The sequence below is a fragment of the Streptomyces sp. NPDC028289 genome (assembly GCF_055565975.1).
The window spans coordinates 640,113-664,296 of record NZ_JBVHTI010000006.1; the positions used below are offsets into that span (position 1 = coordinate 640,113).

Consider the following 24,184-nt stretch of genomic DNA (forward strand, 5'->3'; position numbering starts at 1 on the left):
CCGACCCCAAGGGAAGTTCACATGGCCGTTCCACTCCCGAGAACGATGGTCGCCGCGCTCTGTGCCGGGCTGGCGGCCACTCTCCTCACCACCGCGCCCGCACGCGCCGAGCAGCAGCGGCAGCAGCCGCACGCCTGGACCGTGACCGAGGCGGCCCACGCACCCCGAGCCCGGATAGCCCTCGACGACACCACCGGCACCCTCAGCCTCGCGGTCTCCCGTGCCGGTCGTACGGTCATCGAACCGTCGCCCGTCGGCATCGTCACCCAACAGGCCGACCTCTCACAGGGGTTGCGCTTCGTGCACCGCAGGGACCGTACGGTCGAGGAGCGTTACCGGGCGAAGTCCGGCAAGCGCATGGACCGCCGGGTGCGCATGAACGAGACCCGGCTGTCCTTCGCCACCGCCGCCGGCGCCCGCCTCGACCTCGTCGTCCGCGCCTCCGCCGACGGCATCGCCTACCGCTACGTCCTGCCCACCGGGTACGGCGACGTCCTCGGCGAGACCTCCGCGTTCAACCTGCCGGCCGCCGCGGGCGCCTGGCTCAGCACGTACCGGGTCGACAACGAGGGCCAGTTCAACCAGTACACCGCCGCGACCGCGCCGACCGGCGAGTACTCGGACCAGGCCCTGTTCGCCACCGACGGCGGCTACACCCTGCTAGCCGAGTCCGACCTCACCGGCACCTACTCGGGCGCCCGGCTCGCCCACACCCAGGGCACCGGCACGTACCGCGTCAGGCTGGCCGACAGCCAGGTGCACACCGACGGCGCCCTCAGCACCCCCTGGCGGGCCATGATCACCGGAGACCTCGCCACCGTCACCCGGTCGACCTTCACCGACGACCTCGCGCCCGCCTCCAAGGTCGCCGACACCTCCTGGATCCGCCCGGGCACCGTGCTGTGGACCTGGCTGGCCGGCGGCCGCACCGCGGGGCAGAGCCTCGACGCGCAGAAGGCGTACGTCGACTACGCGGCCGCACACCACTGGCCCTACGAGGCCGTCGACTCCGGCTGGTACTTCAAGAAGGACGAGTGGGACGTCACCGACCCCGACTGGCAGATCGACAGCTGGATGCCCCAACTCGTCGACTACGCACGGGCCAAGGGCGTCGGGATCATCGTCTGGATCCACCAGCGTGACCTCGACACCCCCGAGGAACGCGCCCAGTGGCTGCCCACCCTGGAACGCTGGGGCGTCAAGGGAGTCAAGATCGACTTCATGAACTCCGAGGCGCAGTCCATGTTCCAGTGGTACGACACCGTCCTAGCGGAGACCGCCGCCCACCACCTCATGGTCGACTTCCACGGCGCCACCCTGCCCAAGGGCATCCAGCGCACCTGGCCCCAGGTGATGACCATGGAGGCCGTCGGCGGCGAGGAGAAGCGCACCAACACCGCCGCCCACCTCACCACCCTGCCCTTCACCCGCAACGTCATCGGCTCCATGGACTTCACCCCCGGCGGCTTCCAGCGCGTCGGCCTGCGCCCCGACTCCGACGCGGCCGAGGTCGGACTCACCGTCGCCTACGAGTCGGGCCTCCAGATGTTCGCCGGCACCCCCGAGTCGTACGACCAACGGCCCCTCGCCCGGGACTTCCTCGACCAGGAGCCCGCCGCCTGGGACGACACCCGGCTGCTGGCCGGCAGCCCCGGGCAGGAAGCCGTGCTCGCCCGCCGCAGCGGGGACCGCTGGTTCCTCGGCGGGGTCTATGCCGGTGCCGCCCACACCGCCACCGTGCCCCTGACCGTCGGCCGGGGCCGGTGGCTGGTGCAGACGATCCGGGACGGCGCCGACGGCCTCGTCCAGGACAGCCGAGTCCTGAGCGGCGGGGACGAGTTGAGCGTCGATGTGGTCGCCAACGGCGGCTTCGCCGGGATCGCCTGCCGCTGGCACCCGGGCATCACCACCTGCTACCGCTGAGCGCGCACCGCCGCCCGGCGGGCACCGAACAACAGCTTGAGGGTGCCCGCCGTGGACGGTGACGCCGAACCCCGCAGTATCCCCGTACCGCGGGCCAGTACCGCCTCGGCGGTCATCAGTTCGATCTCGATGAGGGCGCTCACCATCGGCCGGTGGGCGGCCGGCATCAGTGCCAGCACCTCCCGCCCCGACCGCAGATCGGTCCGGGCCCTCTCGACCTCGTGCTCCACGAGGGAGCGCAGGCCGTCGGAGGCCCGGCCCGCCTCGAGGTCCGCCACCGTGACCGAGAAGCGCTGCAGAGTCTCCGCCGGGATCCCCGGATGCCCCTCCCGCAGGTCCTCGGCCAGGTCGTTGACGAAGTCCAGCCGCTGGCTGCCGTCGATGAGCGTGCGGCAGCCCGCCCGGTAGCGCCCGTCGGTGTCGCTCCCGGGCCCCAGCAGTCCGGCGATCGGCATGAAGGCGGGCAGTGAGTAGGCGTCCACATAGGCCTGGTAGTCGGCCTCCGTCGCGAAGCCGTCGAACTCCAACTCGGCCGCGGCGGTGGGCAGATACGACTCCACGGCCGCCCGGTGCCGCGGGTGTGCGGTGACGGTGTGCAGCAGGGTGCGGATCAGCGGATCGTCACTGGTCCCGGTCTCCAGTGCGGTGCGCACCCGCTTCTCCCAGGCGTCCCAGGCCGCCGCCCGCTCCGGCTTCGGGCCCGAGTCCAGGAGTGTGTCCCCGTGGTGCATCACGGCCGTCGCGGCCACCACGTGGGGCAGCACGGCGGGCGGCAGCAGCACCCGGCAGGCCAGGTAGGCGCTGCGCCGGTACCGCCGCACCAGCCGACGCTGGCTGCTGTAGTCCCGGCGCAGTTCCGGGTCCGTGATGCCTGCCGCGGTCAGGGTCTTGTTCCACGCGCTCACGCAATGATCGTAGAGGCTGCCGCGGATCGCCCGGCCGGGGGCCGCGAACCGTGCTGTCAGGAAAGGGAGTCGAGGAATTCGAGCAGCGCCGCGTTCACCTCGTCCGGCCGCTCCTGCTGGGTCCAGTGCCCGCAGCCCGCCAGCTTCAGGGGCTCGCGCACGAGGTTCGGCATCAACTCGGGCAGACGGGCGATGAGTTCGGGCGTGCCGGGGAACGCCGGCACCAGGTCACGGTCGCCGTAGACGTAGAGGGCGGGCGGGGTGACGACGGCGCCCTGCCAGGGGGCGGTCAGTTCCCAGTTGCGGTCGAGGTTGCGGTACCAGTTGAGGGCGCCGGTGAAGCCGTGGGAGAAGCTCTCGGAGAGCGCGTCGAGGTCCGCCTCGGTGAACCACCGCGGCAGGGTCTCCGGATCCGGCATGTCCGCGAGCCAGCCGCGTTCGGAGTCGACCAGCGGCTGCCGGATCTCACCGGTGCCGGCGCCCTCGCCGGACGCCATGGTGAAGAACTTCCGCAAAGTGCTGCGCGGGTCGCGGCCGAACTCGGCGTCGGCGACACCCGGGCGGTTGAAGTAGTTCCAGCAGAAGCGCCCGCCGAACCTCCGGTCCATCGTCTCCAGCGGCGGCTGCGCCCCGCGGAACGGCGGCGGCACGCTCAGCCCGGCCACTCCGCGCACCAGGTCGGGGCGGAACAGCGCGGTGTGCCAGGCGACCGGTGCGCCCCAGTCGTGCCCGACGACGAACGCCCGCTCCTCGCCCAGCTCCCGGATCAGCCCGACGACATCGCCGACCAGATGGAAGATGCTGTAAGCCCCGACGTCCGCGGGGTGGTCGCTGCTTCCGTACCCGCGCTGGTCGGGGGCGACCACGTGGAAGCCGGCCTCGGCCAGCGGGGCGAACTGGTGCTGCCAGGAGTGCCAGGACTCCGGAAAGCCGTGCAGCAGCACGACCAGCGGGCCGGAACCCTCCTCGGCGATGTGCAGCCGGATCCCGTTCACGTCGACCATTCGATGCTGAACCATGTGCACGAGCGTACGCGCAATGATCTTCGGCTACCCGTCCCGGCCTGCTCCGGAGGCGGCGTCGAAGGCGTGCGTGGCCTCCGGCGCGGTGCCGGGCAGCAGGAAGGACCGGGCGTGCTCCTCGAAGCGCCGGTCGGTCACGGTCTGGCGGGTGTGGTGCTGGGCGAGGTGCTCCGCCCACGAGCCGACGAGGTAGTTCTCGATGAACCGGCCGGGTTCGGTGCCGTCCTCGTACAGGCCCCAGGTGAGCGCCCCGGTGCGGCGGCGGGAGCGGGCGACGTTCGCCATGGCCCGGGCGAAGGCCGCCCCGTCGTCGGGGGAGACGTGGTAGACGATCGAGACGAGGACCGGGCCGTCGGCCGGGCCGGGCTCGTGGACCAGGGGCGGGGTCGGCCAGTGGTCGGACGGGGTCGGGTCGATCCGCGCGGCGTCGTACAGCGGCCATAGCGGGACGGTGCCGGCGGTGAGCGCGAGCAGCCCCGCCGCCACGAGCAGGGCGGTGGCGAGACCCGCGCCCTGGGCCAGCGCGCCCCACAGCGGGGCGGTGAGGGCCTGGCCGCCCTGGAAGACCAGCAGGTACACGGCGAGTCCACGGGCGCGCACCCAGCCGGGCAGCCGGGTCTGGGTCGCGGCGTTCAGCGTGGACAGGACCGCGATCCAGGCCACCCCGGCGGGCAGCAGCGCGACCGCGGCCACCCACGTGACGTGGACCGTCGCCAGGACGGCCAGGACCGCGCCGAAGACGAGGGCCCCGGCGGCCAGCACGCCGTTGGCACCGAGCAGCTTCTGCAGCCGGGGCAGCAGGAACGCACCGCCCACGGCGCCGAAACCGACGGCGGCCAGCAGCAGACCGTATCCGCCGGAGCCGAGGTGCAGCGAGTCACCGGCGACCAGCGGCAGCAGCGACCACACGGCCGCAGCCCCCGGGATGAACAGCGCGGTGCGCAGCAGCACACGCCGGACGCCGGGCGCGTTCCACACGTAACGGCGGGCCGCGTAGAGGGCGGTGAAGAACCCCTCGCCTTCGGTGGCCGGGACGGACGCGCCCGCGGGACGCTTCCACAGCAGCAGCACGGCCACGATGCCCAGGTAGGACACCGCGTTGAAGGCGAACGTCCACCCCGCGCCCGCCGCCGCGACCAGGACACCGCCGACGGCCGGTCCGATGGCGCGGGCCAGGTTCATGTTGACCGCGCCCAGCGCGGAGGCCTGGCCGAGCTGGGCGCGGCCCACGAGTTCGGGCTGGATCGCCTGCCAGGCCGGACCCATCAGGGCGGTGCCGCAGCCCAGCAGGAACGTCAGGGCGAGCAGCGCACCCGGGGCGAGCACGTCGGCGAAGGCCAGTACGGCAAGGACCGCCGCCACCGCGCACATGGCGACCTGGGCGACGACGAGCAGCCCGCGCCGGTCGAACCGGTCGGCGAGCACCCCCGACGGCAGCGCCAGCAGGACGACGGGCAGGCTGGACGCGGTCTGCACCAGCGTGACCAGGGTGGCCCCGTGGCCGAGCAGCAGCCACTGCGCGCCGACCGTCTGCATCCAGGTGCCGGTGTTCGACACGAACTGCGCGATCCACAGCGCCCGGAACACCGGCAGCGCCAGCGGCGCCCAGGCCGAACCAGGGGCCGGGGAGACACCGCTGCCGCCGTCCTTCGTGGTGACTGCCATGTCGCCGCCGCTCCGCGAGAGTTGCATGCCGGGCCGGGGCGCCCCCGGTCCCCGCCTTCCCAGTTGTCGTACGCGGCCTTCTTACGCGCCGAAGCCGCGCCCCCGCAAGCAGAGACGCCCTCCCAGCTCGCTCTTTGCCCGAACGGGCAGCCGCGGGGGCGGGGCCGCGTCGCCCCCGCCCCGCCGGGCACCACCGGCTCGGCCGGGGCCTAGCCGTGGGGCCTGTGACACGTCGCGGGCGCGGCGCTCAGAACGGGAAGTGCGCCTGCTGGGTCGTGAGGGTCACCCAGCGGGTGTTGGAGAACGCCTCGATGCCCCACCGGCCGCCGAACCGGCCGTACCCGGAGGCCTTGACCCCGCCGAAGGGCGCGTGCGGTTCGTCGGCCACGGACTGGTCGTTGATGTGAACGATCCCGGTGCGGATCCGGCGCGCGACCGCCAGCCCGTGCGTCGCGTTCTCGGTGATGATGCCGCAGGTCAGACCGTTGTCCGTGTCGTTGGCGAGGGCGATCGCGGCCGCGTCGTCGGTGAACGTCTCGACGACGCCGAGCGGTCCGAAGGCCTCCGCGTAGTACAGCTCGGCGTCCTTGGGGACGTCGGCGAGGACGGTCGCGGGGTGCACCGCGCCCTCCGGCCGGCCGCCCCCGGTGAGCACGGTGGCGCCCTTGCCGACGGCGTCCGCCACCAGCCCGGCCACGCGCTCCGCGGCGGACGCGGTGACCAGCGGGCCCACCACCGTGTGCGGGTCGCCCGGATCACCGGACGGAAGGGCGGCGACCTTGGCGCTGAGCTTCTGGACGAACTCCTCGGCGAGGGACTCGTGGACGAGGATGCGGTCGCCCGACATGCAGATCTGCCCGGAGTTCATGAACATGCTGAAGGTGACGGCGTCCACCGCGTAGTCCACGTCGGCGTCCGCGAGGACGAGCACCGCGTTCTTGCCGCCCAGTTCCAGCACCGCCGGCTTGAGGTGCCGTGCCGCGTGGGTGCCGATGATCCGGCCGACGCCGGTGGAGCCGGTGAAGTTCACCGCCCGTACCCGCGGGTCGGCGATCAGCGCCTCCGCGATCTCGGCCGCGTCCTCGCGGGCGTTGGTGACCACGTTCAGCACACCGTCGGGCAGGCCGGCCTCGCGGAGCACGTCCGCGACGAGCAGCCCGCAGGCGATCGGCGCGTCCTCGCTGGGCTTGACGACGACCGTGTTGCCGGCGGCGAGCGGCGCCGCCACCGCCCGGACACCGAGGATGACCGGGGCGTTCCACGGCGCGAACGCCGCCACCACCCCGAGCGGCTCCCGTACCGCGAGCCCCAGGGCGCCCTCCTCCTGGGCGCTCAGCACCTCGCCCCGCGGCGCGGTGATCGCGGCCCCGGCCTCGCGCAGGATGTTCGCGGCGAGCCCCACGTTGAAGCCGGCCCACGGCCGGGTGCCGCCGACCTCCTGGGCCATGAGGTCGGCGACCTGCTCCGCGCGTGACTCCAGCAGGTCGGCGGCCCTGAGGAAGATCGCGCGGCGGGCGAAGGGGGCGAGCGCGGCCCACGCCTCGAAGGCCGCGTCGGCGGCGTCCACGGCGCGGGTCACGTCCTCGGGCCCGGCCGCGGCGACCGTGGCGTAGACCTCGCCGGTGTAGGGGGCGATGTCCTCGGTGGTGCGGCCGGACAGGGCGGGGACGTCCTTGCCGCCGATCAGAAGTTCGCGAATGAGGGGCATGTGCGCAACCGTAGGCACCACATGTTTACGGTTCAAGCATTCGTGCCCTACTTCTCGACGGCCGCCACCCGGGTGGGCCGCCCCAGCGCCCAGAACAGGACACCGAGGAGCATGAACCCGACGAGCGGGACCAGCTCCGTCAGCAGGTACTTACCGCGCTCGGCGTGGGTCCAGCCGTCCGGCGCGTAGTCGGTGCCGAACCAGTGGTCGCCGGCCCCGGGCGCGACCAGCTGCACGCTGGCGAAGACGATGAGCAGGGTGAGCACCACGCTGATGACCCAGGGGACGGGCGCCCGGTACGGGCGGGGCGTGTCCGGGTACTTGCGGCGCAGGAACGGCAGCGCCGGGAAGATGCCCAGGTAGCTGACGAGGGTGGTCGACACGGCGAGGCCGAGGACCGCGCCGAACAGCTTGGCCGCGCTGCCGTTGGTCAGCTGGTGGGCCAGGATCAGGACCGCGGTGGAGACCAGGCCGCTGAGGATGTTCACCCGGACCGGGGTGCCGAACCGGCTGGAGATCACGCCGAGGAAGCGGGGCGCGGCGCCGTCGTAGCCGGAGACGGCCAGGGCGCGGTCCGAGCCCATGATCCAGGTGACGCCGGAGGACAGCACCGTGAGGATGAACATGATCGCGGCCAGGTCGCCGAGCACGGTGCCGAACCCGCTGAGCGTGGGTGTGCCGTCGGCGGCGACGTGACCGCCGTAGACCGTGAAGACCTGCCGGATCGCGTCGACGAAACCCCCGAGGCCGGTGATCGCCTTGACCGGGAGGACGAGCAGGATGCCGAGGATCGGCAGCGCGTAGAGGAGGACGGAGAGGACGGCGCTGCGGAAGATGCCGTAGGGGATGTCCTTCTGCGGGTCCGTCATCTCGTCGCCGGCCGTGTTGGGCAGCTCGAAGCCGACGTAGTTGAACATCAGGACCGGCACCAGGCCGACGAATCCCGCGTAGGTCGGCGAGAAGTCACCGATGCCGAAGCCGTGCAGCCCGTGCTGGATCCCGTACACCACGACCGTGACGGTGAACAGGCCGAGCAGCACGAACCGGCTCCAGGCGCCGATGGTCGGGATCCACTTGCCGATGTCGAAGGAGAGGATCGCCGCCAGCACGCCCACCCAGACGAAGACGAGGGTGAAGACGTAGAAGACGGCGGTGCTCAGGTCCTTCCCGTCGTTGAAGAAGGTGGTGTACGCCGTGACGGCGGAGACGGCGAGGGTGCCGCCCAGCCACACCGGGTTGGTGATCCAGTACAGGAAGTTGTTGACGGCGCCGGCCAGCCGACCGAAGGCCCGGCTGGTCCAGATGTAGGGGCCGCCCTCGTCGGGGAAGGCGGCCCCGAGCTCGGCGATCAGCAGCGCGGACGGCACGAAGAACACCACGGCCAGCACGATCAGCCAGGTGAACGCCTCGGCACCGGACGAGGCCACGGCGCCGATGGTGTCCACCCCGACGATGGTGCACAGCAGGAAGAACAGGATGTCGAAGCGGCCGAAGTGCTTGCGCAGCTTCTGCCGTTCCACCTGGGCGGCGGCCGGCGCGTCGACCGGCTCGGGTGCGATGGGGGCAGCGGTCACCGGGAGCTCCAGCGTGCTCAGGAGGGGCGCGATTCGGCCATGGTCCACTGTGTCGCACAAGCGCACAAGCTTTCGGACCCAAGTCGTGACCATCGCCCCGGCCCCTCACAGCTGCCGGAAATCTGCCGGAAACCGGGGGACCCGTTACCTGCCCCTGGTCCCCAGCAACCGCCGTGCACCGCCGACCGCCGCGACGGTGAGGGCGGTCGTGGTCGCGGCCGTCACCGCCGGGTGCCGAGCCAGCGCGGCCTGCACGGAGTGCCCGTGCGACCGGTCGTCGAACGCACCGTGGGCGCCGTGGTCGGTGCCGGGCACGGAGTCGGCCGGCGCGTACAGGTTGCCGGGACCGGCCGGTGCGGGTGCGTCCGTCTGCTGGGAGTCGAAGCCCGTCCGCGCCAGATAGCGGTCGAGCAGCGCCGGCGCGAGCCGGTTGGCCCAGATCGTCGCCGCGGTCGTGGCCCCGATGTAGCGCTGCTTGCGCTTCGGGTGATCGGCGGCGTACAGGACTCCGCGGGCGGCCACCTCGGGCTGGTAGATCGGAGGCACCGGCTGCGGATGCCGGGGGAGCCGGGAGCGCACCCAGGAGAACTGCGGGGTGTTGACGGCCGGCATCTGGGCGACGGTGACGTTCACGTTGCTGCCCTGGTGCAGCAGTTCCACGCGGACCGACGAGGTGAAACCGTTGACGGCGTGCTTGGCCGCGCAGTAGGCCGACTGGAGCGGGATCGCCCGTTCGCCGAGCGCGGAGCCGACCTGCACGACGGTGCCCCGGTCGCGGGGGACCATCCGGGTGAGGGCGGCCCGGGTGCCGTTCACGAAGCCGAGATAGGTCACCTCGGTCACTCGCCGGTACTCCTCCGGGGCGATCTCGGTGAAGGGCGCGAACACACTGGTGAAGGCGCAGTTGACCGTCACGTCGGCCATGACCCGGCCGCGGACGGCGGCGAGCGCGTCGAGACGGTCGGAGGAGACCGGCTCCTCGAACCAGGTCACGCCCTCCGCGTCCAGCCCCGCCGCCACCCGCACGGCCTGCTTGGCGCCGTAGCCGCCGTTGGCGTCCACGTACAGCTCGGCCGCGTCGCCGATGCTCTTCCGGGCCCGGGACACCCGCGCCAGGTCGCGTGCCTCGCGGCTGCCCCAGGACTCCCCGATCTTGATCTTGACCCGGGGGATGCCCTCCTCGCCCACCCAGCCCCGCAGCTGCCGGTCCTGGCGCTCCGCGTCGTACGTGGTGAAGCCGCCGCTGCCGTACACCGGCACGTCGTCCCGGGCGGCGCCGAGCAGATCCACCAGCGGGAGCCCGAGCAGCCGTGCCTTGGCGTCCCACAGGGCGATGTCCACGGCGGAGATCGCCTCGGCGGCGATCCCCGGCGGCCCGGCGTTGCGCACGGCCCGCTGCATCGCCTCGTTGGCGCGCGGCACGTCGAGGGCGGGCAGGCCGGTGGCCACCCCCGCGAGCAGGTCGTCGACGACCCGCGCGGCCGCGGCCGGGGCGTAGGTGTACCCGAGCCCGGTGACCTCCCCGCAGCGGACGGTGACCAGGACGAGCGTGGTGCTGTCCCAGGCCGCGGTCCCGTCCGCCTCGGGGGCGTCCGTCGGAACGGTGTAGACGGCGCTGTCCACCCGTTCGACGGCCGGCAGGTCGCTCACCGCCGTCCCGCTTCGTGCCGGTGCGGCAGGAACTCCTGCACCTTGGCCTTGAAGCCCTGCCGGACCATCGCCACCCGGTCGCTGTCGCCCTTGAGGACGGCGGCCGCCGCGGCCTCGATCTGGTCGAGGGTGGCGTGCGGCGGGATCGGCGGTACGGCGGGGTCGGTCACGAAGTCGAGGACGCACGGCCGGTCGGCGGCGAGCGCGGCCTCCCAGGCACCGGTCACCCCGCCCGGCTCGTCGATGCGCATGCCGGTCAGGCCCAGCGAGCGGGCGAAGTCGGCGTACCCGACGTCGGGGATGGACTGCGAGGGAAGGAACTGCGGGGCGCCCTCCATGGCCCGCATCTCCCAGGTGACCTGGTTCAGGTCCCGGTTGTTGAAGACGGCGACGATCAGCCGCGGATCCGCCCAGTCCTGCCAGTACTTGGCGATGGTGATCAGCTCGGCCATGCCGTTCATCTGCATCGCCCCGTCACCGACCAGGGCGATCGCCGGCCGGTCGCCGTGCGCGAACTTGGCGCCGATGGCGTACGGCACCCCCGGCCCCATCGTCGCCAGCGTCCCCGACAGCGAACCCCGCATCGCCCCGCCCAGCTTCAGGTGCCGGGCGTACCAGTTGGCGGCCGAACCGGAGTCGGAGGAGAGGATGACGTCGTCCGGGAGCAGTCCGCTGAGGGCGTGGGCGACGTACTCGGGGTTGATCGGGTCGGCCGAGACGGCGGCCCGCCGTTCCATCACCTCCCACCAGTCCCTGACGTTGTTCTCGAGCTTCTGCCGCCAGGACGGGTCCTCCATCTGGTCCAGCAGCGGCAGCAGCCTGCGCAGCGTCCGGGCGGCGTCGCCGACGAGGTTGACCTCGAAGGGGTAGCGCATCCCGACCATGTGCGGATCGATGTCGATCTGCACCGCCCGCGCGTGCCCGAACGCCGGCAGGAACTGCGTGTACGGGAAGGAGGAACCGATCACCAGCAGCGTGTCGCAGTCACGCATCATCTCGTACGACGGCCGGGTGCCGAGGAGCCCGATGGCGCCGGTGACGTAGGGCAGGTCGTCGTCGAGGGCGTCCTTGCCCAGCAGCGCCTTCGCGACCCCCGCACCGAGCCGGTCGGCGACCTCCTTGACCTCGGCGCGGGCGCCGCGCGCGCCCTGGCCGATCAGGATGGCCGTCTTGCCACCGGAGTTGAGCACGTCGGCGGCCCGCTGGAGGTCGCCGTCGTCGGGCGCCGGCGCGTAGTGCGACATGCCGAGGCTGGACGGCACCATCTTGAACGCGTGCTCGGGCGGCGAGTAGTCGAGTTCCTGCACGTCGGCCGGGATGATCAGAGCGGTCACCGAGCGGCGCGCCATGGCGGTGCGCATGGCCCGGTCCAGGACGTTGGGGAGCTGCTCGGGGACGGTGACCATCTCGCAGAAGTCCGAGGCCACGTCCTTGTACAGGCTGAGCAGGTCGATCTCCTGCTGGTAGGAGCCGCCCATGGCACTGCGGTTGGTCTGGCCGACGATCGCCACCACCGGGACATGGTCCAGCTTGGCGTCGTACAGGCCGTTGAGGAGATGGATGGCACCGGGTCCCGAGGTGGCGGCGCAGACGCCGACCTTGCCGGAGAACTTGGCGTAGCCGCAGGCCTCGAAGGCGGACATCTCCTCGTGCCGGGACTGGATGAACCGGGGGTTGTTCTCTGCGCGTCCCCAGGCCGCGAGCAGGGCGTTGATGCCGTCGCCGGGGTAGGCGAAGACATGGTCCACGTCCCACTCGCGCAGCCGCTGGAGGATGTAGTCGGAGACCTTCGTCGACATGTTCGACAACCTTTCCTGAAGTTGACGTGCGTGCGTCTACGGGCGGCGCAACTGCCGTACGGCGCCCAGCGCGGCCGCGGCCGCGAGGGTCCCGGCGGCCGCGGTGGTCGCCCACCGGGCCGTGCTTGAGGGTTCGGCGGGCCGTCGGGCCAGCCGCTCGGGGCGGTCACTGGGCACGGGGCCGTCCAGGGCGAGGGCCAGCGCCTCCGCCAGGTGCAGGGCCCGGCGCCCGGTGCCGCCCTGTTCGATCTGGGTGCGGCAGCTGAACCCGTCGGCCAGCACGAGGCTGTCCGGGGCGGCCCCGCGCACCGCGGGCAGCACTCCCAGCTCGCCGACCGCCATGGAGACGTCGTGGTGCCCGCGCTCGAAGCCGAAGTTGCCGGCCAGGCCGCAGCAGCCCTCGTCGAGGACGTCCGCGTCCAGGTGGGCACGGCGCATGAGTTCGCGGTCGGCGTCGAACTTCATGATCGCGTGCTGGTGGCAGTGGGGCTGCACGGTCGCCTGCCGGGCCAGGAACGGCGGCTGCCAGCCGGCGGGCGCGTGGTGGACGAGCTGCTCGGCGAAGGTACGGGTCTGCCCGGCGAGCCGCCGCACGTCCTGGTCGTCGGGCAGCAGTTCGGGGGCGTCGGAGCGGAACACGGCCGTACAGGACGGCTCCAGGCCGATGACGGGCGTGCCCGCCTCCAGATAAGGCGCCAGCGCCCGCAGAGAGCGGCGCAACACCTTCTTGGCGAAGGTCAGTTGACCGGTCGAGATCCAGGTCAGGCCGCAGCACACGGGTGTGTCGGGCACGGCCACCCGGAAGCCGGCGTCCTCCAGCACCCGTACGGCCGACATCGCGACCGAGGGATGGAAGTGGTTGCTGAAGGTGTCCGGCCACAGGACCACGGTCGCCGGATCCGCCGGGTCCGGCTGCTCGGTGCCGAGAGCGCGCCACCACCGGACGAAGGACCGCTCCGCGAAGACCGGGGGCTGCCGCTCCCCGGCCACCCCGGCGAAGGCCTTGCCGACCCGGCCGAGCAGCGGCGCGTGCAGCGCGCTGTTCGCCAACCCGGGCGCGTGCTCGGCCAGTCGGGCCCAGAGCGGCAGCCAGCCCATCGAGTAGTGGGCGGCCGGGCGGAGGCGGCCCGCGTAGTGGTGGGCGAGGAACTCCGCCTTGTACGTGGCCATGTCGACGCCCGTCGGGCAGTCGGACTTGCAGCCCTTGCAGGCCAGACAGAGGTCCAGGGCGTCCCGGACCTCCGTGGACCGCCAGCCGTCCTTGACCGCCGAGTCGGCGTGGCCGTCGAGCATCTCGAACAGCAGCCGCGACCGCCCGCGCGTGGAGTGCTCCTCCTCGCGGGTGGCCCGGTAGGAGGGGCACATCACGTCGCCCTCGAGGCTCCGGCAGTTGCCGATGCCGACACAGCGCAGCACCGCCCGGGTGAAGGAGCGGTCGTCCTCCGGATACCCGAAGTGGGTGTCGTGGGTGTCCGGCCGCCAGGCGGCCCCGAGCCGCAGTTGCCCGTCCACCGGATGCGGGTCCACGACCTTGCCGGGGTTCATCCGGTTGCCCGGGTCGAACAGCGCTTTCAGCTCGCCGAAGGCACCGACCAGCCGCTCCCCGAACATCCGGGTCAGCAGCTCGCCCCGGGACTGGCCGTCGCCGTGCTCGCCCGACAGCGAACCGCCGTAGGAGGCCACCAGGTCGGCGGCCCGCTCAACGAAGCGCCGGAAGTCGGCGACACCCTCGGCGGTCTTCAGCCCGAACGGGATCCGGGTGTGTACACACCCCTGCCCGAAGTGGCCGTACAGCGAGGGGTGGTCGTAGTAGAACTCCTCGAACAGCCCCTTGAGGTCGCGCAGGTAGTCGCCGAGCCGCTCGGGCGGCACCGCGGAGTCCTCCCAGCCCTCCCAGGTCTCCCGGTCGTCCGGCGGCCGCGCGGTCACCCCGAGCCCGGCCTCCCGCGCCTTGAGCATCTTCTGCTCGCGCTGCGGGTTGTCGGAGAAGGCCACCGAGGGGTCCTTCTCCGACCGGCCGATCGCCTTCAGCAGCGCGTGCGCCTGTTCGTCGGCCTCGTCCTGGCTGTCCCCGGTGAACTGCACCAGCAGCCAGCTGTCCGCCTCCGGCAGCACGCGCAGCGACTCCAGACAGGCCTGCTCCTCGCGCATCAGCTCGGCCATCCGCCCGTCCAGCGCCTCCAGCTGGCCGGGGGAGCAGTGCTCCAGCAGCTGTGACACGTGATCGGCGGCCTGGCAGATGTCGTCGTACCCCAGCACCAGCAGCGACTCGTACGCCGGTACCGGCACCAGCTCCAGCTCGGCGCGCACCACGGTCACCAGGGTCCCCTCGCTGCCGACCAGGGCCCTGGCCACGTCGAAGCCGTTCTCCGGGAGCAGCGAGTCCAGGTTGTAGCCGGAGACCCGGCGCGGGATCTTCGGGTAGCCGCGCCGGATGTCCCCCAGGTACTCGGTGACGATCCGGTCGAGGCCGTCGTACAGCTCGGCCCGCCGGCCGCCCCCGGCGGCGATCCGGGCCCGCTCCGCCTTCGAGGCGGGTCCCACCCACATCCGCAGCCCGTCGTACGTCAGCACTTCGAGCCGGCGCACGTTGTCGACCGTCTTCCCGTAGGCCTGCGCGGACGCCCCGCACGAGTTGTTGCCGATCATCCCGCCGAGCGCGCAGTGGCTGTGCGTCGACGGCTTGGGGCCGAACTTGAGTTTGTGGTCGGCCAGCCGCCGGTTGAGTTCGTCCAGGACGATGCCGGGCTCCACCACGCAGGTGCGCGCCTCGGGGTCGACGGAGACCAGCGAGTTGCAGTACTTGCTCCAGTCGATCACCACGGCCTCGTTCGTGGTCTGCCCGGCGAGACTGGTGCCGCCGCCGCGTGACAGCACCGGGACGTCGAAGCGGGCGCACAGCTCCACCGCGTGGGCACCGGCCTCCACGGTGCGCGGCACGACCACGCCGAGCGGGACCTGCCGGTAGTTGGAGCCGTCCGTCGAGTAGGCGCCCCGGCTCCCGGTATCGAAACGGACCTCCGCGTCGGTCCCGTCGCGCAGGGCCGTGACCAGTCCGTCCAGTGACTCTCCGGGAACGCGTGCGCTCATCGCCGACCTCCGGGCTGACGTGGAGTCTCCTCCGGTGCGGCCCCCCGGGTACCCAGGAAGTCGACTTCTTTCGCCAGGACGATCCGGGCCCCCATGTTGCGCTCCATCATGTCCAGCGCCGCCGACGCCAGGTGCGCGTGGATCGAGGCGACGGCGTCCCTCGGCACCGTGACCTCCAGATGGCGGATGTGGGCGTCCAGGGCCGAGTAGAGGACGCACTGCTCGGTGACCTGGCCGCTCAGCACCACCGTCCCGACGCCCAGCTCCCACAGCAGATAGGCCAGGGGGGTGTCGTAGAAGATCGAGTGCCGGGCCTTGACGACGAACAGGGAGTCGTCGTCCGGGCGGATCGGCTCGACCAGGTCCGCGTGCGGGCGGGACAGTGCGGACTCGACGAGTTCGCCGTGGTGGGAGCGCCAGAGCCCGAAGTTGTCGTTCGCGTAGATCACCGGCGCGCCCGCCTTCCGGGCCCTGCCGATCAGGTCCGCCAGCACGGGCACCACCTGCTCCGCGGCGGGCAGCAGCAGCTCCGCGTCCTCGTGGTCGTACGTGTCGATCATGTCGATGACGACGAGCGCGCGGCCGTCGGTCGCTCCGGGCCCGGTCACGGCGTTCACCACCTTCCGCTGCCTGCGCGGTCAGTCCCGCAGCCGCGGCAGGACCTTGGTGCGGTAGAAGTCGAAGAAGCCCTGCTGGTCCGGGCCGATCTGGTTCACGTAGACGGTGTCGAACCCCGCCTCGACGAACGCGGACACCGCCTTGACGTGGTCGTCCGGATCGTCGCCGCACGGCACGGCCTCGGCCACCTGCTCCTCGGTGACCAGTTGCATGGCCTGCTCGTAGTGGCGCGGGGTCGGCAGGACCTGCGGGAGTTCACCGGGCAGCTGCTCGTTGGCCCACAGCCGGTGTGCGGTGCGCACCGCCTCCTGCCGGTCGGTGCCCCAGCACACCTTCATCCCGCCGTACACCGGGTCGGCGCCGCCGCCCCCGCGCCGGAACCGCTCCACCACGGACTCCTCGGGCATCATCGTGATCAGCCCGTCCCCGATCCGTGCGGCCACCTCGGTGGCCTGCGGTCCGAACGCCGACACGTCGATCGGCACCGGCTCGTCCGGCACCGTGTACAGCCGGGCGTTCTCCACCGTGTAGTGCTTGCCGCGGTGGCTGACCTGCTCCCCGGTGAACAGCCGCCGGATGATCTGCAGGGCCTCCTCCAGCATCTCCAGCCGCACCGGCGCCTCGGGCCAGACCGTGCCGAGGATGTGCTCGTTCAGCGCCTCACCGGTACCCACCCCCAGCCGGAACCGGCCGTCCAGCTGCACCGCGGCGGTCGCCGCCGCCTGGGCGACCACCGCGGGGTGGGTCCGCACCAGCGGGCAGGTCACCGCCGTCTCCACGGGCAGCGAGACCGCCTGGGAGAGAGCGCCGATCACCGACCACACGAACGGGCTCTGGCCCTGCCCGTCGTGCCACGGGTGGTAGTGGTCCGAGATCCACAGCGACTCGAACCCGGCCTGCTCGGCCATCCGCGCCTGCTCGACCAGATCCGCGGGGCTGTGCTCCTCGCACGAGAGGAAGTATCCGAAGCCCGCCATCGTCTCTCCTGATCCGCGTGTGTGACTGGGGACCGCAGCCGAGTACCCGGTGACCACCGGGTTGTGCACGGCGTGTCGCCCGGATGAGGAGGGGTACCGGGGAGGCGGGTCATCGACAGACCGGCCACGGAGGTGTTCATGGCACCGCGCGTGCTGCCCCGGAAGGCCTGGCGGAACCGGCGGCGCTCGCTGGGGCCGCCGTCTGCGGTGTCGTCGTGCCGTACGCCGAGGAGCTGTGGCGCTGCCGGCGCGCCGCGTCGGCAGTCCGAAGGGAGCCGTCGATGAGAAACAGACAGGGCGCGGCGCCCGCCCCCGAGCTCCGGGTGGCCGGGCCGGAACCGGAGCCGGCCGCGGCGGAGCTGCTCCCGCCCGACCGCACCCAGGCCATTCTGGAGGCGGCCAAGCAGATCGGCGCCATCCTCAAACGTGCCGGACACAGGTTCGCGCTGGCCGGCAGCGTCGCCGTCTACGCCCACGGCGGCAGCGGCAGGCTCCAGCACGACGCCGACTTCTGCGTGCTGCCCGAGGACGCCGAGGCGGTGGCCGGGTCCCTGCGTGCGGCCGGTCTGACGGTGCGCGTCCCGCCGGAGGACTGGCTGGTGAAGACCTCCTGTTTCGACCAGGACGTCGACATCATCTTCGAACTCGCCCACCAGCCGGTCACCGTGGACCTGCTGGCCCGCGCCGAGGAACTCCCCGTGGACTCCGTGCACATGCCGGTCCTGTCGGCGACCGACCTGGTGGTGAACCTGAACACCGCCTTCTCCGAGCACCACTGCGACTTCGGGGCTGTCCTCCCGGTGGCCCGCACGCTCCGCGAGAAGATCGACTGGGCGGAGGTGCGGCGCCGCTGCGGGGACGAGCCGATGCCCGCCGCGTTCCTGTTCCTCCTGGAGCGGCTGAACGTCATCGAACCCCGGCAGGAGCAGTGATGAACCTCGAATACCGCGTGGCCCATGTCGCCGAGCACCTCGCCGCCGGACCCTGCGGCGAGCTGGGGGTACGGGCCGAGCTCCGGGGCGGGACGGTCCTGCTGACCGGGACCGTCCCGTCCGCCGACTGCCGCGAGGCCGTCCTTCGCCTCGTCCAGGACGAGCTGGCGGGCGTGCCGGTCCACTGCGACCTCGTCGTCGCCGAGACCGCGCCGCCCGACCACTCGGAGGAGCTGACATGATCCGAGTAGCGGCCGTGGGCGACATCCACATGGGCCCCGACAGCCGGGGCACCCTCCGCCCGGCCTTCGAGACCCTGCCGCGCTGCGCCGACGTCCTCCTGCTCGCCGGTGACCTCACCCGGCACGGCACCCCCGAGGAGGCGCGGGTGGTCGCCCGGGAGATCAAGGACCTGGGCGTCCCGGTCGTCGCCGTCCTCGGGAACCACGACCACCACGACGACCACCCCGACGAGGTCACGAACATCCTGCGGGACGCCGGAGCGCATGTCCTGGAGGGCGAGGCGACCGTCGTGACCCACGGGGGCCTGCGGATCGGCGTGGCCGGTACCAAGGGGTTCGGCGGCGGGTTCGTCGGCCGGTGCGCCGGCGAGTTCGGCGAGCCCGTGATGAAGGAGTTCGTACGCTACGCACGCCGCCGCGCCGATGGCCTGCGCGCCGCCCTCGAGGAGCTGCGCCGGCACGAGTGCGACGCGCGGATCGCCCTGACCCACTTCGCCCCCGTACCGGACACCCTGGCCGGCGAACCCCCGGAGATCTACCCCTTCCTCGGCAGCTACCTCCTCGCCGAGGCCATCGACACCGTGGGCGCCGACCTCGCCGTCCACGGACACGCGCACGCCGGCACCGAGCACGGCATGACCGGCGGGGGAGTGCGGGTGCGCAACGTGGCCCAGCCCGTCATCGGACGGGCCTTCCACGTCTATTCGCTCTCTGGCCACTGACGTCCCGGTGGTCCGGGGAGGGGCCCGGTACGAGGGGTACCCGGTCGCCGGCAGCACCCTCGAGGAGTGGGAAGGGGGCCGGTCATGGCCCAGCACGTACGCGACATCATGACCAGCGACCTGGTGAGCGTCGAGCCGCAGGCATCTGTGGCCTTCGTGGCCCGCGTGATGCGGGACGAGGACGTCGGCGCGGTCCTGGTGACCGAGGACGGACACCTGCGGTGCCTGGTGAGCGACCGCGACCTGGTGGTGCGGGCCTTCGCCGAAGGCGTCGACCCGGAGCGGACGACCGTGATGCAGGCGGCCAGCGAGGACCTGGTCACCGTCACGCCCGACGACAGCCTGGACCGGGCGGTCCGGCTGATGCGCGAGCATGCCGTACGGCGGCTCCCGGTCGTCGACGGCGACCGGCCGGTGGGCATCGTCGCCGTCGGCGACCTCGCGATCGAACGCGACGAGCAGTCCGCTCTCGGCGACATCAGCGCCGCCCGGCCCAACACCTGAGGCCACGGAGCCGCGGAAACACCGGGGTGCTCGCGCTCTCAGCCGATCGGGTGCCTCGGCCCAGCCGCGCGAGTGTTTCGCGAGCGCCGGGTACTCGCCCCGCGCCTCCCGGGCAAGGGATGGCGGGAGGTGAGGAGGGCGTGTGGTGAATCCCGAGCACGGTGCGGCGGGGGAGCGGTTCGCGAACGCGGTCGACGCCCGGCTGCCCGTCCACGACGGGGCCGGTCAGCTGCTGCGCAAGTCCTTCCCCGACCACTGGTCGTTCCTGCTGGGCGAGATCGCCCTCTACAGCCTGATCGTCCTGGTCCTCACGGGCGTGTGGCTGACGTTCTTCTTCAAACCCGAGATGCAGGACGTCGTCTACCAGGGGTCTTACGTCCCCCTCCTCGGACAGCCCGTGTCCGGAGCCTTCGACTCGACCCTGCACATCAGCTTCGACGTCCGCGGCGGCCTGCTGATGCGGCAGGCCCACCACTGGGCCGCGCTGGTCTTCGTCGCCGCGATCGGCGTGCACCTGCTGCGGATCTTCTTCACAGGCGCCTTCCGGCGCCCCCGGGAGATGAACTGGGCCATCGGCGTCACGCTCTTCACGCTCGCCCTGGCCGAGGGCTTCGCCGGCTACTCACTGCCCGACGACCTCTTGTCCGGCACCGGACTGCGCATCGCCCAGGGCATCATGCTCTCCATCCCCGTGGTGGGTACCTACGTGGGCATGTTCCTGTTCGGCTCCGAGTTCCCCGGCCACGACATCGTCCCCCGGCTGTACAGCCTGCACATCCTGCTGCTGCCGGGTGCGCTCATCGCCCTTGTCACCGTCCACCTGATCCTGGTCTTCCATCTGAAGCACACCCACTGGCGCGGACCCGGCCACAAGAACTCCAACGCCGTCGGAAAGCCGCTCTACCCCCAGTTCACGGCCTCCTCCCTCGGCCTGTCCCTCGGCGTCTCCGGACTGCTGGTGGCGCTCGCCGGGGTCGCCCAGATCAACCCGGTGTGGAAATACGGCCCCTACCGCCCCGACCAGGCGTCGACCGGATCCCAGCCGGACTGGTACGTCGGCTTTCTGGAAGGCTCGCTGCGCCTCGTGCCGCCCTGGGAGACGAACCTCGCCGGACACACCCTCATGTGGAACGTGCTGCTGCCGGCCGTGGTCCTGCCCGCGCTGCTGTTCCTCGTGCTGTACGCCTACCCCTTCGTGGAGCAGCGGCTGACCGGGGAGTGGCGACAGGAGCAGCACCTCTGCGACCGCCCCCGCGAACGGCCCGTCCGTACCGGCCTCGGCGTGGCCGGGATCACCTTCTACGGCGTACTGCTGCTGGCCGGCGGCAACGACGTCGTGGCGCAGACCTTCCGGATCTCGGTGAACGCCCTGACCTGGATCTTCCGCATCTCCCTGATCGTCGCCCCGGTCCTCGCGTTCTTCCTCACCCGCGCCCTGTGCCACGCCCTGCTGCACGCGGAACAGGAACGGCTGACCGAGGGCGAGGAGACCGGTGACGTACGGCAGACCCTTGCCGGCGGCTACGAGAGCGGCCACCGCCCGGTGACCTCGTTCCGGCCGGGCGCCCCCCGCCGGCCGGTCAGTCCTGGTCGACCCCCCGGTTCACGTACTGGAACACCAGCCCGGCAACACCCCGGGCCAGAACACCGAAGCCGATGAGGAACAGCCACAGGCCGAACACCACCCCGGTCGCCGCGAGCGCGAACCCGAGCGCGGTGACGACCGGCCAGGAGCTGTGCGGCGGGAAGAACTCCACCGGCCCGGCCGACTCCGCCACCTCCGCGTCCGTACGGTCCTGCGGGCGCGGGCCGTGCCGGACGTAGCTGACCGCGCAGAAGAACGAGACCAGCGCGGCCATCCCGAACGCCACGATCAGCGCCGCCGTCCCGGTCGGGTCGGCCCGTGACCACACGCCGTAGAGCGCGGCGGCGGCGCCGAAGAAGACGGCCACCCCGCCGAAGAGCAGTGCCTCGACCTTCACCGCAGCCCCTTCCTCTCCGCCAGCCGCAGGATCTCCGGATGGTGCAGGTCGAACGCCGGCGACTCCGACCGCACCCGGGGCAGCGCCACGAAGTTGTGCCGCGGCGGCGGGCAGCTCGTCGCCCACTCCAGGCCGCGCCCGTACCCCCACGGGTCGTCCTCCTCGACCTGCCGTCCCCGGTGGGCCGTGAGCCAGACGTTGTAGAGGAACGGCAGCGTGGAGACGCCCAGCAGGAACGCGCCCGCCGACGAGAGGGTGTTGAGGAGGGTGAACCCGTCCGCCGGCAGATAGTCGGCGTACCGGCGGGGCATGCCCTCGGCCCCGAGCCAGTGCTGGACCAGGAACGTCAGCTGGAACCCCGGGAAGAGCAGCCAGAAATGCACCTTCCCCCACCGCTCGTCGAGCATCTTCCCGGTGAACTTGGGCCACCAGAAGTAGAAGCCCGCGAACGTCGCGAAGACCACCGTCCCGAAGAGCACGTAGTGCAGATGGGCCACGATGAAGTAGGAGTCGGTGACGTGGAAGTCGAGCGGGGGCGACGCGACGAGCACCCCGCTCAACCCGCCGAGCAGGAAGGTCACCAGGAAGCCCATCGACCACAGCATCGGCGTCTCGAAGGAGAGCGACCCCCCGCGCATCGTCCCGATCCACGCGAAGAACTTGATCCCGGTCGGGACGGCGATCAGGAACGACATGATCGAGAAGAACGGCAGCAGCACCGCCCCGGTCGCGAACATGTGGTGCGCCCAGACGACCGCGGACAGCATGGTGATGGAGATGGTGGCACCGATCATCGGCAGATAGCCGAAGAGGGGCTTGCGCGAGAACACCGGGATGATCTCGGAGACGATGCCGAAGAACGGCAGCGCCACGATGTACACCTCCGGATGCCCGAAGAACCAGAACAGGTGCTGCCACAGCAGCGCCCCGCCGTTGTGCGCGTCGAAGACGTGCGAGCCGAACTTGCGGTCCGACTCCAGGGCGAGCAGCGCGGCCGTGAGGACCGGGAACGCGGGCAGCACCAGGATCGACGTGAACAGCACGTTCCAGGTGAACATCGGCATCCGGAACATGGTCATGCCCGGGGCGCGCAGGCACAGCACGGTGGCGAGGAAGTTCACCGCGGTCAGCGTCGTCGACACACCCGACACCACCAGCCCCATCACCCACAGGTCACCGCCCGCGCCGGGGGAGAAGTAGGCACTGTTCAGCGGCGCGTAGGCGAACCAGCCGAAGGCCGCGGCGCCGCCCGGCACCAGGAACCCGGAGACCACGATCAGCCCGCCGAACAGGTACATCCAGTACGACAGCGCGTTGAGCCGCGGGAAGGCCAGGTCCGGGGCGCCGATCTGGAGCGGCATGATCGCGTTCGCGAAACCGGCGAACATCGGGGTCGCGAACAGCAGCATCATGATCGTGCCGTGGATGGTGACGAACTGGTTGTAGGTCTGGTCGCTGAGGAACTGCAGCCCGGGCCGGGCCAGTTCGGCCCGCATGCCCAGCGCCAGCAGCCCGGCGAACAGGAAGAAGCAGAACGCCGTCACCATGTACAGGCGGCCGACCACCTTGTGGTCGGTCGTGGAGACCCAGCCCAGCAGCCGGCGCCCCAGCGGTACGGGCGGCGCGGGAGGCGCGGGCTCTTCGCCGACGCGTTGGGAGAGTTCGCTCATGGTCCTCCTCAGCCGTGCCGGGCGCGGGAAGCGCCTCGCGGGTGCCCTGCCCGCCGTACGCGGAAACCGCCGGCTCCCGCCCGGCCGCGACCGCCGCCCGCGACGATGAAACCGGCATAGCGGACGGATGGGATGTGTCGGCTGTGGGCGACGCTACCGGTGACCCGCCGAAGACCGGCTCCGCCACGCCTCGCCGCCGGGCATTCGATGCCGGGTGGCGGGTACCCGGCGCTGATGGACACAGCACTGGAGCAACTGGCCGCCGCCGGCTCGGTGGCGGGAATGGTCGTCATCGTCGTCTGCGGTGTGCTCGTCACGGCCGCGCTGATGGGCGCCGTACGCCTCGGCATCGGGGTGCGGCGGCGCGAGTCGGCACCGCCCCGGCGCTCGGAGCAGCCGAGGCTGCCCGAGTCCGGGCCGGTGCGCGAGGAGCGGAGCATGCGCGAGCCGAACGAGGTGCCCCGGGCGGCGGACGGCGGCGAGCGTCTCACCCCGTACCAGCTCGGGAACGCTCCCAGCAGGCCCAATGCCGGCAAGGCCCGCCCGCGCTGGCAGCCCGGCTCCAGCGGATCCTTCGGCGGCGGGGGCGGCGGCGCGAAGTGACCGACGGGAGACCCCGGGCCCGCCGCGCGGGTCCGGGGTTCCTGGGTGTACCGCCGTCCTCGGTCGTCGTCAGTGGAGGCCGCCGGGGTCGCCGGGCCGGATGCGGCCGCGCCAGGCGCCGCTCTCGGCGCCGCGCTGCTCGATGAAGTCCTTGAAGCGGTGCAGGTCCCCCTTGACCCGCCGGTCGATCATGCCGAGCGCGTCCGCGCCCTTCTCGGCCATCCCGGAGGGCTCGATGTCCATCGTCAGCTCGACCCTGGTGTGGGTCGGGTCCAGGGGCTCGAAGCGGACGGACCCGCGCTGACGGGTGTCGCCGTCGATGGTCCGCCAGGTGATCCGGTCGTCCGGCAGCTGGTCGACGATCTCGGTGTCGAACTCGCGCCGCACGCCGCCGATGCTGGTGGTCCAGTGGTTGTGCCGGTCGTCGAGCTGCGTGACCTCGTCGACGCCCTCCATGAAGCTCGGGAAGTCCCCGAACTGGGTCCATTGGTCGTAGGCCGTGTGGATCGGGACGCCGACGTCCACGGATTCCTTGACCGTGCTCATCTGTTCCTCCCTTGTCCGCGAGGGTATGAACCGTTCAGGCATGCTTCATGCG

General features: G+C 71.9%; 20 protein-coding genes. 7 read left to right on the forward strand and 13 right to left on the reverse strand.

All coding sequences use genetic code 11. The features are described 5' to 3' along the window. Positions 1-21: 21 nt before the first annotated feature. The gene (locus ACZ4UV_RS32070; RefSeq protein ID WP_467842567.1) at positions 22-1,923 is read left to right on the forward strand and encodes a glycoside hydrolase family 97 protein; all 1,902 of its coding nucleotides are present in this window, start codon (positions 22-24) and stop codon (positions 1,921-1,923) included. On the opposite strand, the gene ACZ4UV_RS32075 is transcribed toward ACZ4UV_RS32070, so the two are convergent. The 10 genes from ACZ4UV_RS32075 to ACZ4UV_RS32120 form a co-directional block, all read right to left on the reverse strand. Then, positions 1,914-2,828 (reverse strand): squalene/phytoene synthase family protein, encoded by a 915-nt coding sequence (locus ACZ4UV_RS32075; RefSeq protein WP_390035505.1) that lies wholly within the window; start codon positions 2,826-2,828, stop codon positions 1,914-1,916. The two genes, ACZ4UV_RS32070 and ACZ4UV_RS32075, sit on opposite strands and share 10 nt — an antisense overlap. A 56-nt stretch (positions 2,829-2,884) precedes the next feature. Continuing rightward, positions 2,885-3,847: an alpha/beta fold hydrolase gene (locus ACZ4UV_RS32080; protein ID WP_467842570.1), complete on the reverse strand. Its 963-nt coding sequence runs from the start codon at positions 3,845-3,847 to the stop codon at positions 2,885-2,887. A 30-nt stretch (positions 3,848-3,877) separates the two neighbouring features. Next, entirely contained in the window at positions 3,878-5,515 is a 1,638-nt protein-coding gene (locus ACZ4UV_RS32085) for an MFS transporter (protein ID WP_467842573.1), read from the reverse strand. A 247-nt stretch (positions 5,516-5,762) separates the two neighbouring features. Beyond that, a complete protein-coding gene (locus tag ACZ4UV_RS32090; RefSeq protein WP_451019743.1) occupies positions 5,763-7,223 on the reverse strand; it encodes an aldehyde dehydrogenase family protein in 1,461 nt (486 codons plus the stop codon). Between the two features lie 47 nt (positions 7,224-7,270). Further along, on the reverse strand, positions 7,271-8,797 hold the full coding sequence (locus ACZ4UV_RS32095) for an APC family permease (RefSeq protein ID WP_467842576.1): 1,527 nt from the start codon (positions 8,795-8,797) through the stop codon (positions 7,271-7,273). A gap of 144 nt (positions 8,798-8,941) precedes the next feature. Then, positions 8,942-10,447: an SDR family oxidoreductase gene (locus ACZ4UV_RS32100; protein ID WP_467842579.1), complete on the reverse strand. Its 1,506-nt coding sequence runs from the start codon at positions 10,445-10,447 to the stop codon at positions 8,942-8,944. After that, positions 10,444-12,246, reverse strand: coding sequence for a thiamine pyrophosphate-requiring protein (locus ACZ4UV_RS32105; protein ID WP_467842582.1), 1,803 nt, complete (start codon positions 12,244-12,246; stop codon positions 10,444-10,446). Before ACZ4UV_RS32105 ends, ACZ4UV_RS32100 begins: the two co-directional genes overlap by 4 nt. Before the next feature lie 36 nt (positions 12,247-12,282). Next, the gene (locus ACZ4UV_RS32110; protein ID WP_467842585.1) at positions 12,283-15,336 is read right to left on the reverse strand and encodes an FAD-binding and (Fe-S)-binding domain-containing protein; all 3,054 of its coding nucleotides are present in this window, start codon (positions 15,334-15,336) and stop codon (positions 12,283-12,285) included. Continuing rightward, positions 15,333-15,896 (reverse strand): cysteine hydrolase family protein, encoded by a 564-nt coding sequence (locus tag ACZ4UV_RS32115; protein ID WP_467842910.1) that lies wholly within the window; start codon positions 15,894-15,896, stop codon positions 15,333-15,335. The genes ACZ4UV_RS32110 and ACZ4UV_RS32115 overlap by 4 nt, the downstream gene beginning before the upstream one ends. A gap of 78 nt (positions 15,897-15,974) precedes the next feature. Beyond that, on the reverse strand, positions 15,975-16,931 hold the full coding sequence (locus tag ACZ4UV_RS32120; protein WP_467842588.1) for a TIGR03557 family F420-dependent LLM class oxidoreductase: 957 nt from the start codon (positions 16,929-16,931) through the stop codon (positions 15,975-15,977). A gap of 281 nt (positions 16,932-17,212) precedes the next feature. Here ACZ4UV_RS32120 and ACZ4UV_RS32125 point away from each other — a divergent pair, with 281 nt between their 5' ends. The 5 genes from ACZ4UV_RS32125 (at position 17,213) to qcrB (ending at position 20,991) form a co-directional block, all read left to right on the forward strand. Further along, positions 17,213-17,863 carry a nucleotidyltransferase family protein gene (locus tag ACZ4UV_RS32125; RefSeq protein ID WP_451022758.1) on the forward strand — a complete coding sequence of 217 codons (651 nt, stop codon included), beginning with the start codon at positions 17,213-17,215 and terminating at the stop codon, positions 17,861-17,863. Next, the gene (locus ACZ4UV_RS32130) at positions 17,863-18,105 is read left to right on the forward strand and encodes a BON domain-containing protein (protein WP_451022759.1); all 243 of its coding nucleotides are present in this window, start codon (positions 17,863-17,865) and stop codon (positions 18,103-18,105) included. The genes ACZ4UV_RS32125 and ACZ4UV_RS32130 overlap by 1 nt, the downstream gene beginning before the upstream one ends. Continuing rightward, a complete protein-coding gene (locus ACZ4UV_RS32135) occupies positions 18,102-18,827 on the forward strand; it encodes a metallophosphoesterase family protein (RefSeq protein WP_451022760.1) in 726 nt (241 codons plus the stop codon). Before ACZ4UV_RS32130 ends, ACZ4UV_RS32135 begins: the two co-directional genes overlap by 4 nt. Positions 18,828-18,911: 84 nt before the next feature. Beyond that, positions 18,912-19,331, forward strand: coding sequence for a CBS domain-containing protein (locus ACZ4UV_RS32140; protein ID WP_451022761.1), 420 nt, complete (start codon positions 18,912-18,914; stop codon positions 19,329-19,331). 142 nt (positions 19,332-19,473) lie between these two features. Further along, the gene (qcrB, locus tag ACZ4UV_RS32145) at positions 19,474-20,991 is read left to right on the forward strand and encodes a cytochrome bc1 complex cytochrome b subunit (RefSeq protein ID WP_467842593.1); all 1,518 of its coding nucleotides are present in this window, start codon (positions 19,474-19,476) and stop codon (positions 20,989-20,991) included. Here qcrB and ctaF read toward each other — a convergent pair. Then, positions 20,912-21,313: an aa3-type cytochrome oxidase subunit IV gene (ctaF, locus tag ACZ4UV_RS32150; RefSeq protein WP_451023241.1), complete on the reverse strand. Its 402-nt coding sequence runs from the start codon at positions 21,311-21,313 to the stop codon at positions 20,912-20,914. The two genes, qcrB and ctaF, sit on opposite strands and share 80 nt — an antisense overlap. After that, a complete protein-coding gene (gene ctaD, locus ACZ4UV_RS32155; RefSeq protein WP_467842596.1) occupies positions 21,310-22,983 on the reverse strand; it encodes an aa3-type cytochrome oxidase subunit I in 1,674 nt (557 codons plus the stop codon). The genes ctaF and ctaD overlap by 4 nt, the downstream gene beginning before the upstream one ends. Before the next feature lie 234 nt (positions 22,984-23,217). Here ctaD and ACZ4UV_RS32160 point away from each other — a divergent pair, with 234 nt between their 5' ends. Beyond that, the gene (locus ACZ4UV_RS32160) at positions 23,218-23,586 is read left to right on the forward strand and encodes a DUF6479 family protein (RefSeq protein WP_451018545.1); all 369 of its coding nucleotides are present in this window, start codon (positions 23,218-23,220) and stop codon (positions 23,584-23,586) included. Between the two features lie 69 nt (positions 23,587-23,655). On the opposite strand, the gene ACZ4UV_RS32165 is transcribed toward ACZ4UV_RS32160, so the two are convergent. After that, positions 23,656-24,132, reverse strand: a complete 477-nt coding sequence (locus ACZ4UV_RS32165; RefSeq protein ID WP_451018546.1) for an SRPBCC family protein — start codon at positions 24,130-24,132, stop codon at positions 23,656-23,658. Positions 24,133-24,184 lie beyond the last annotated feature (52 nt).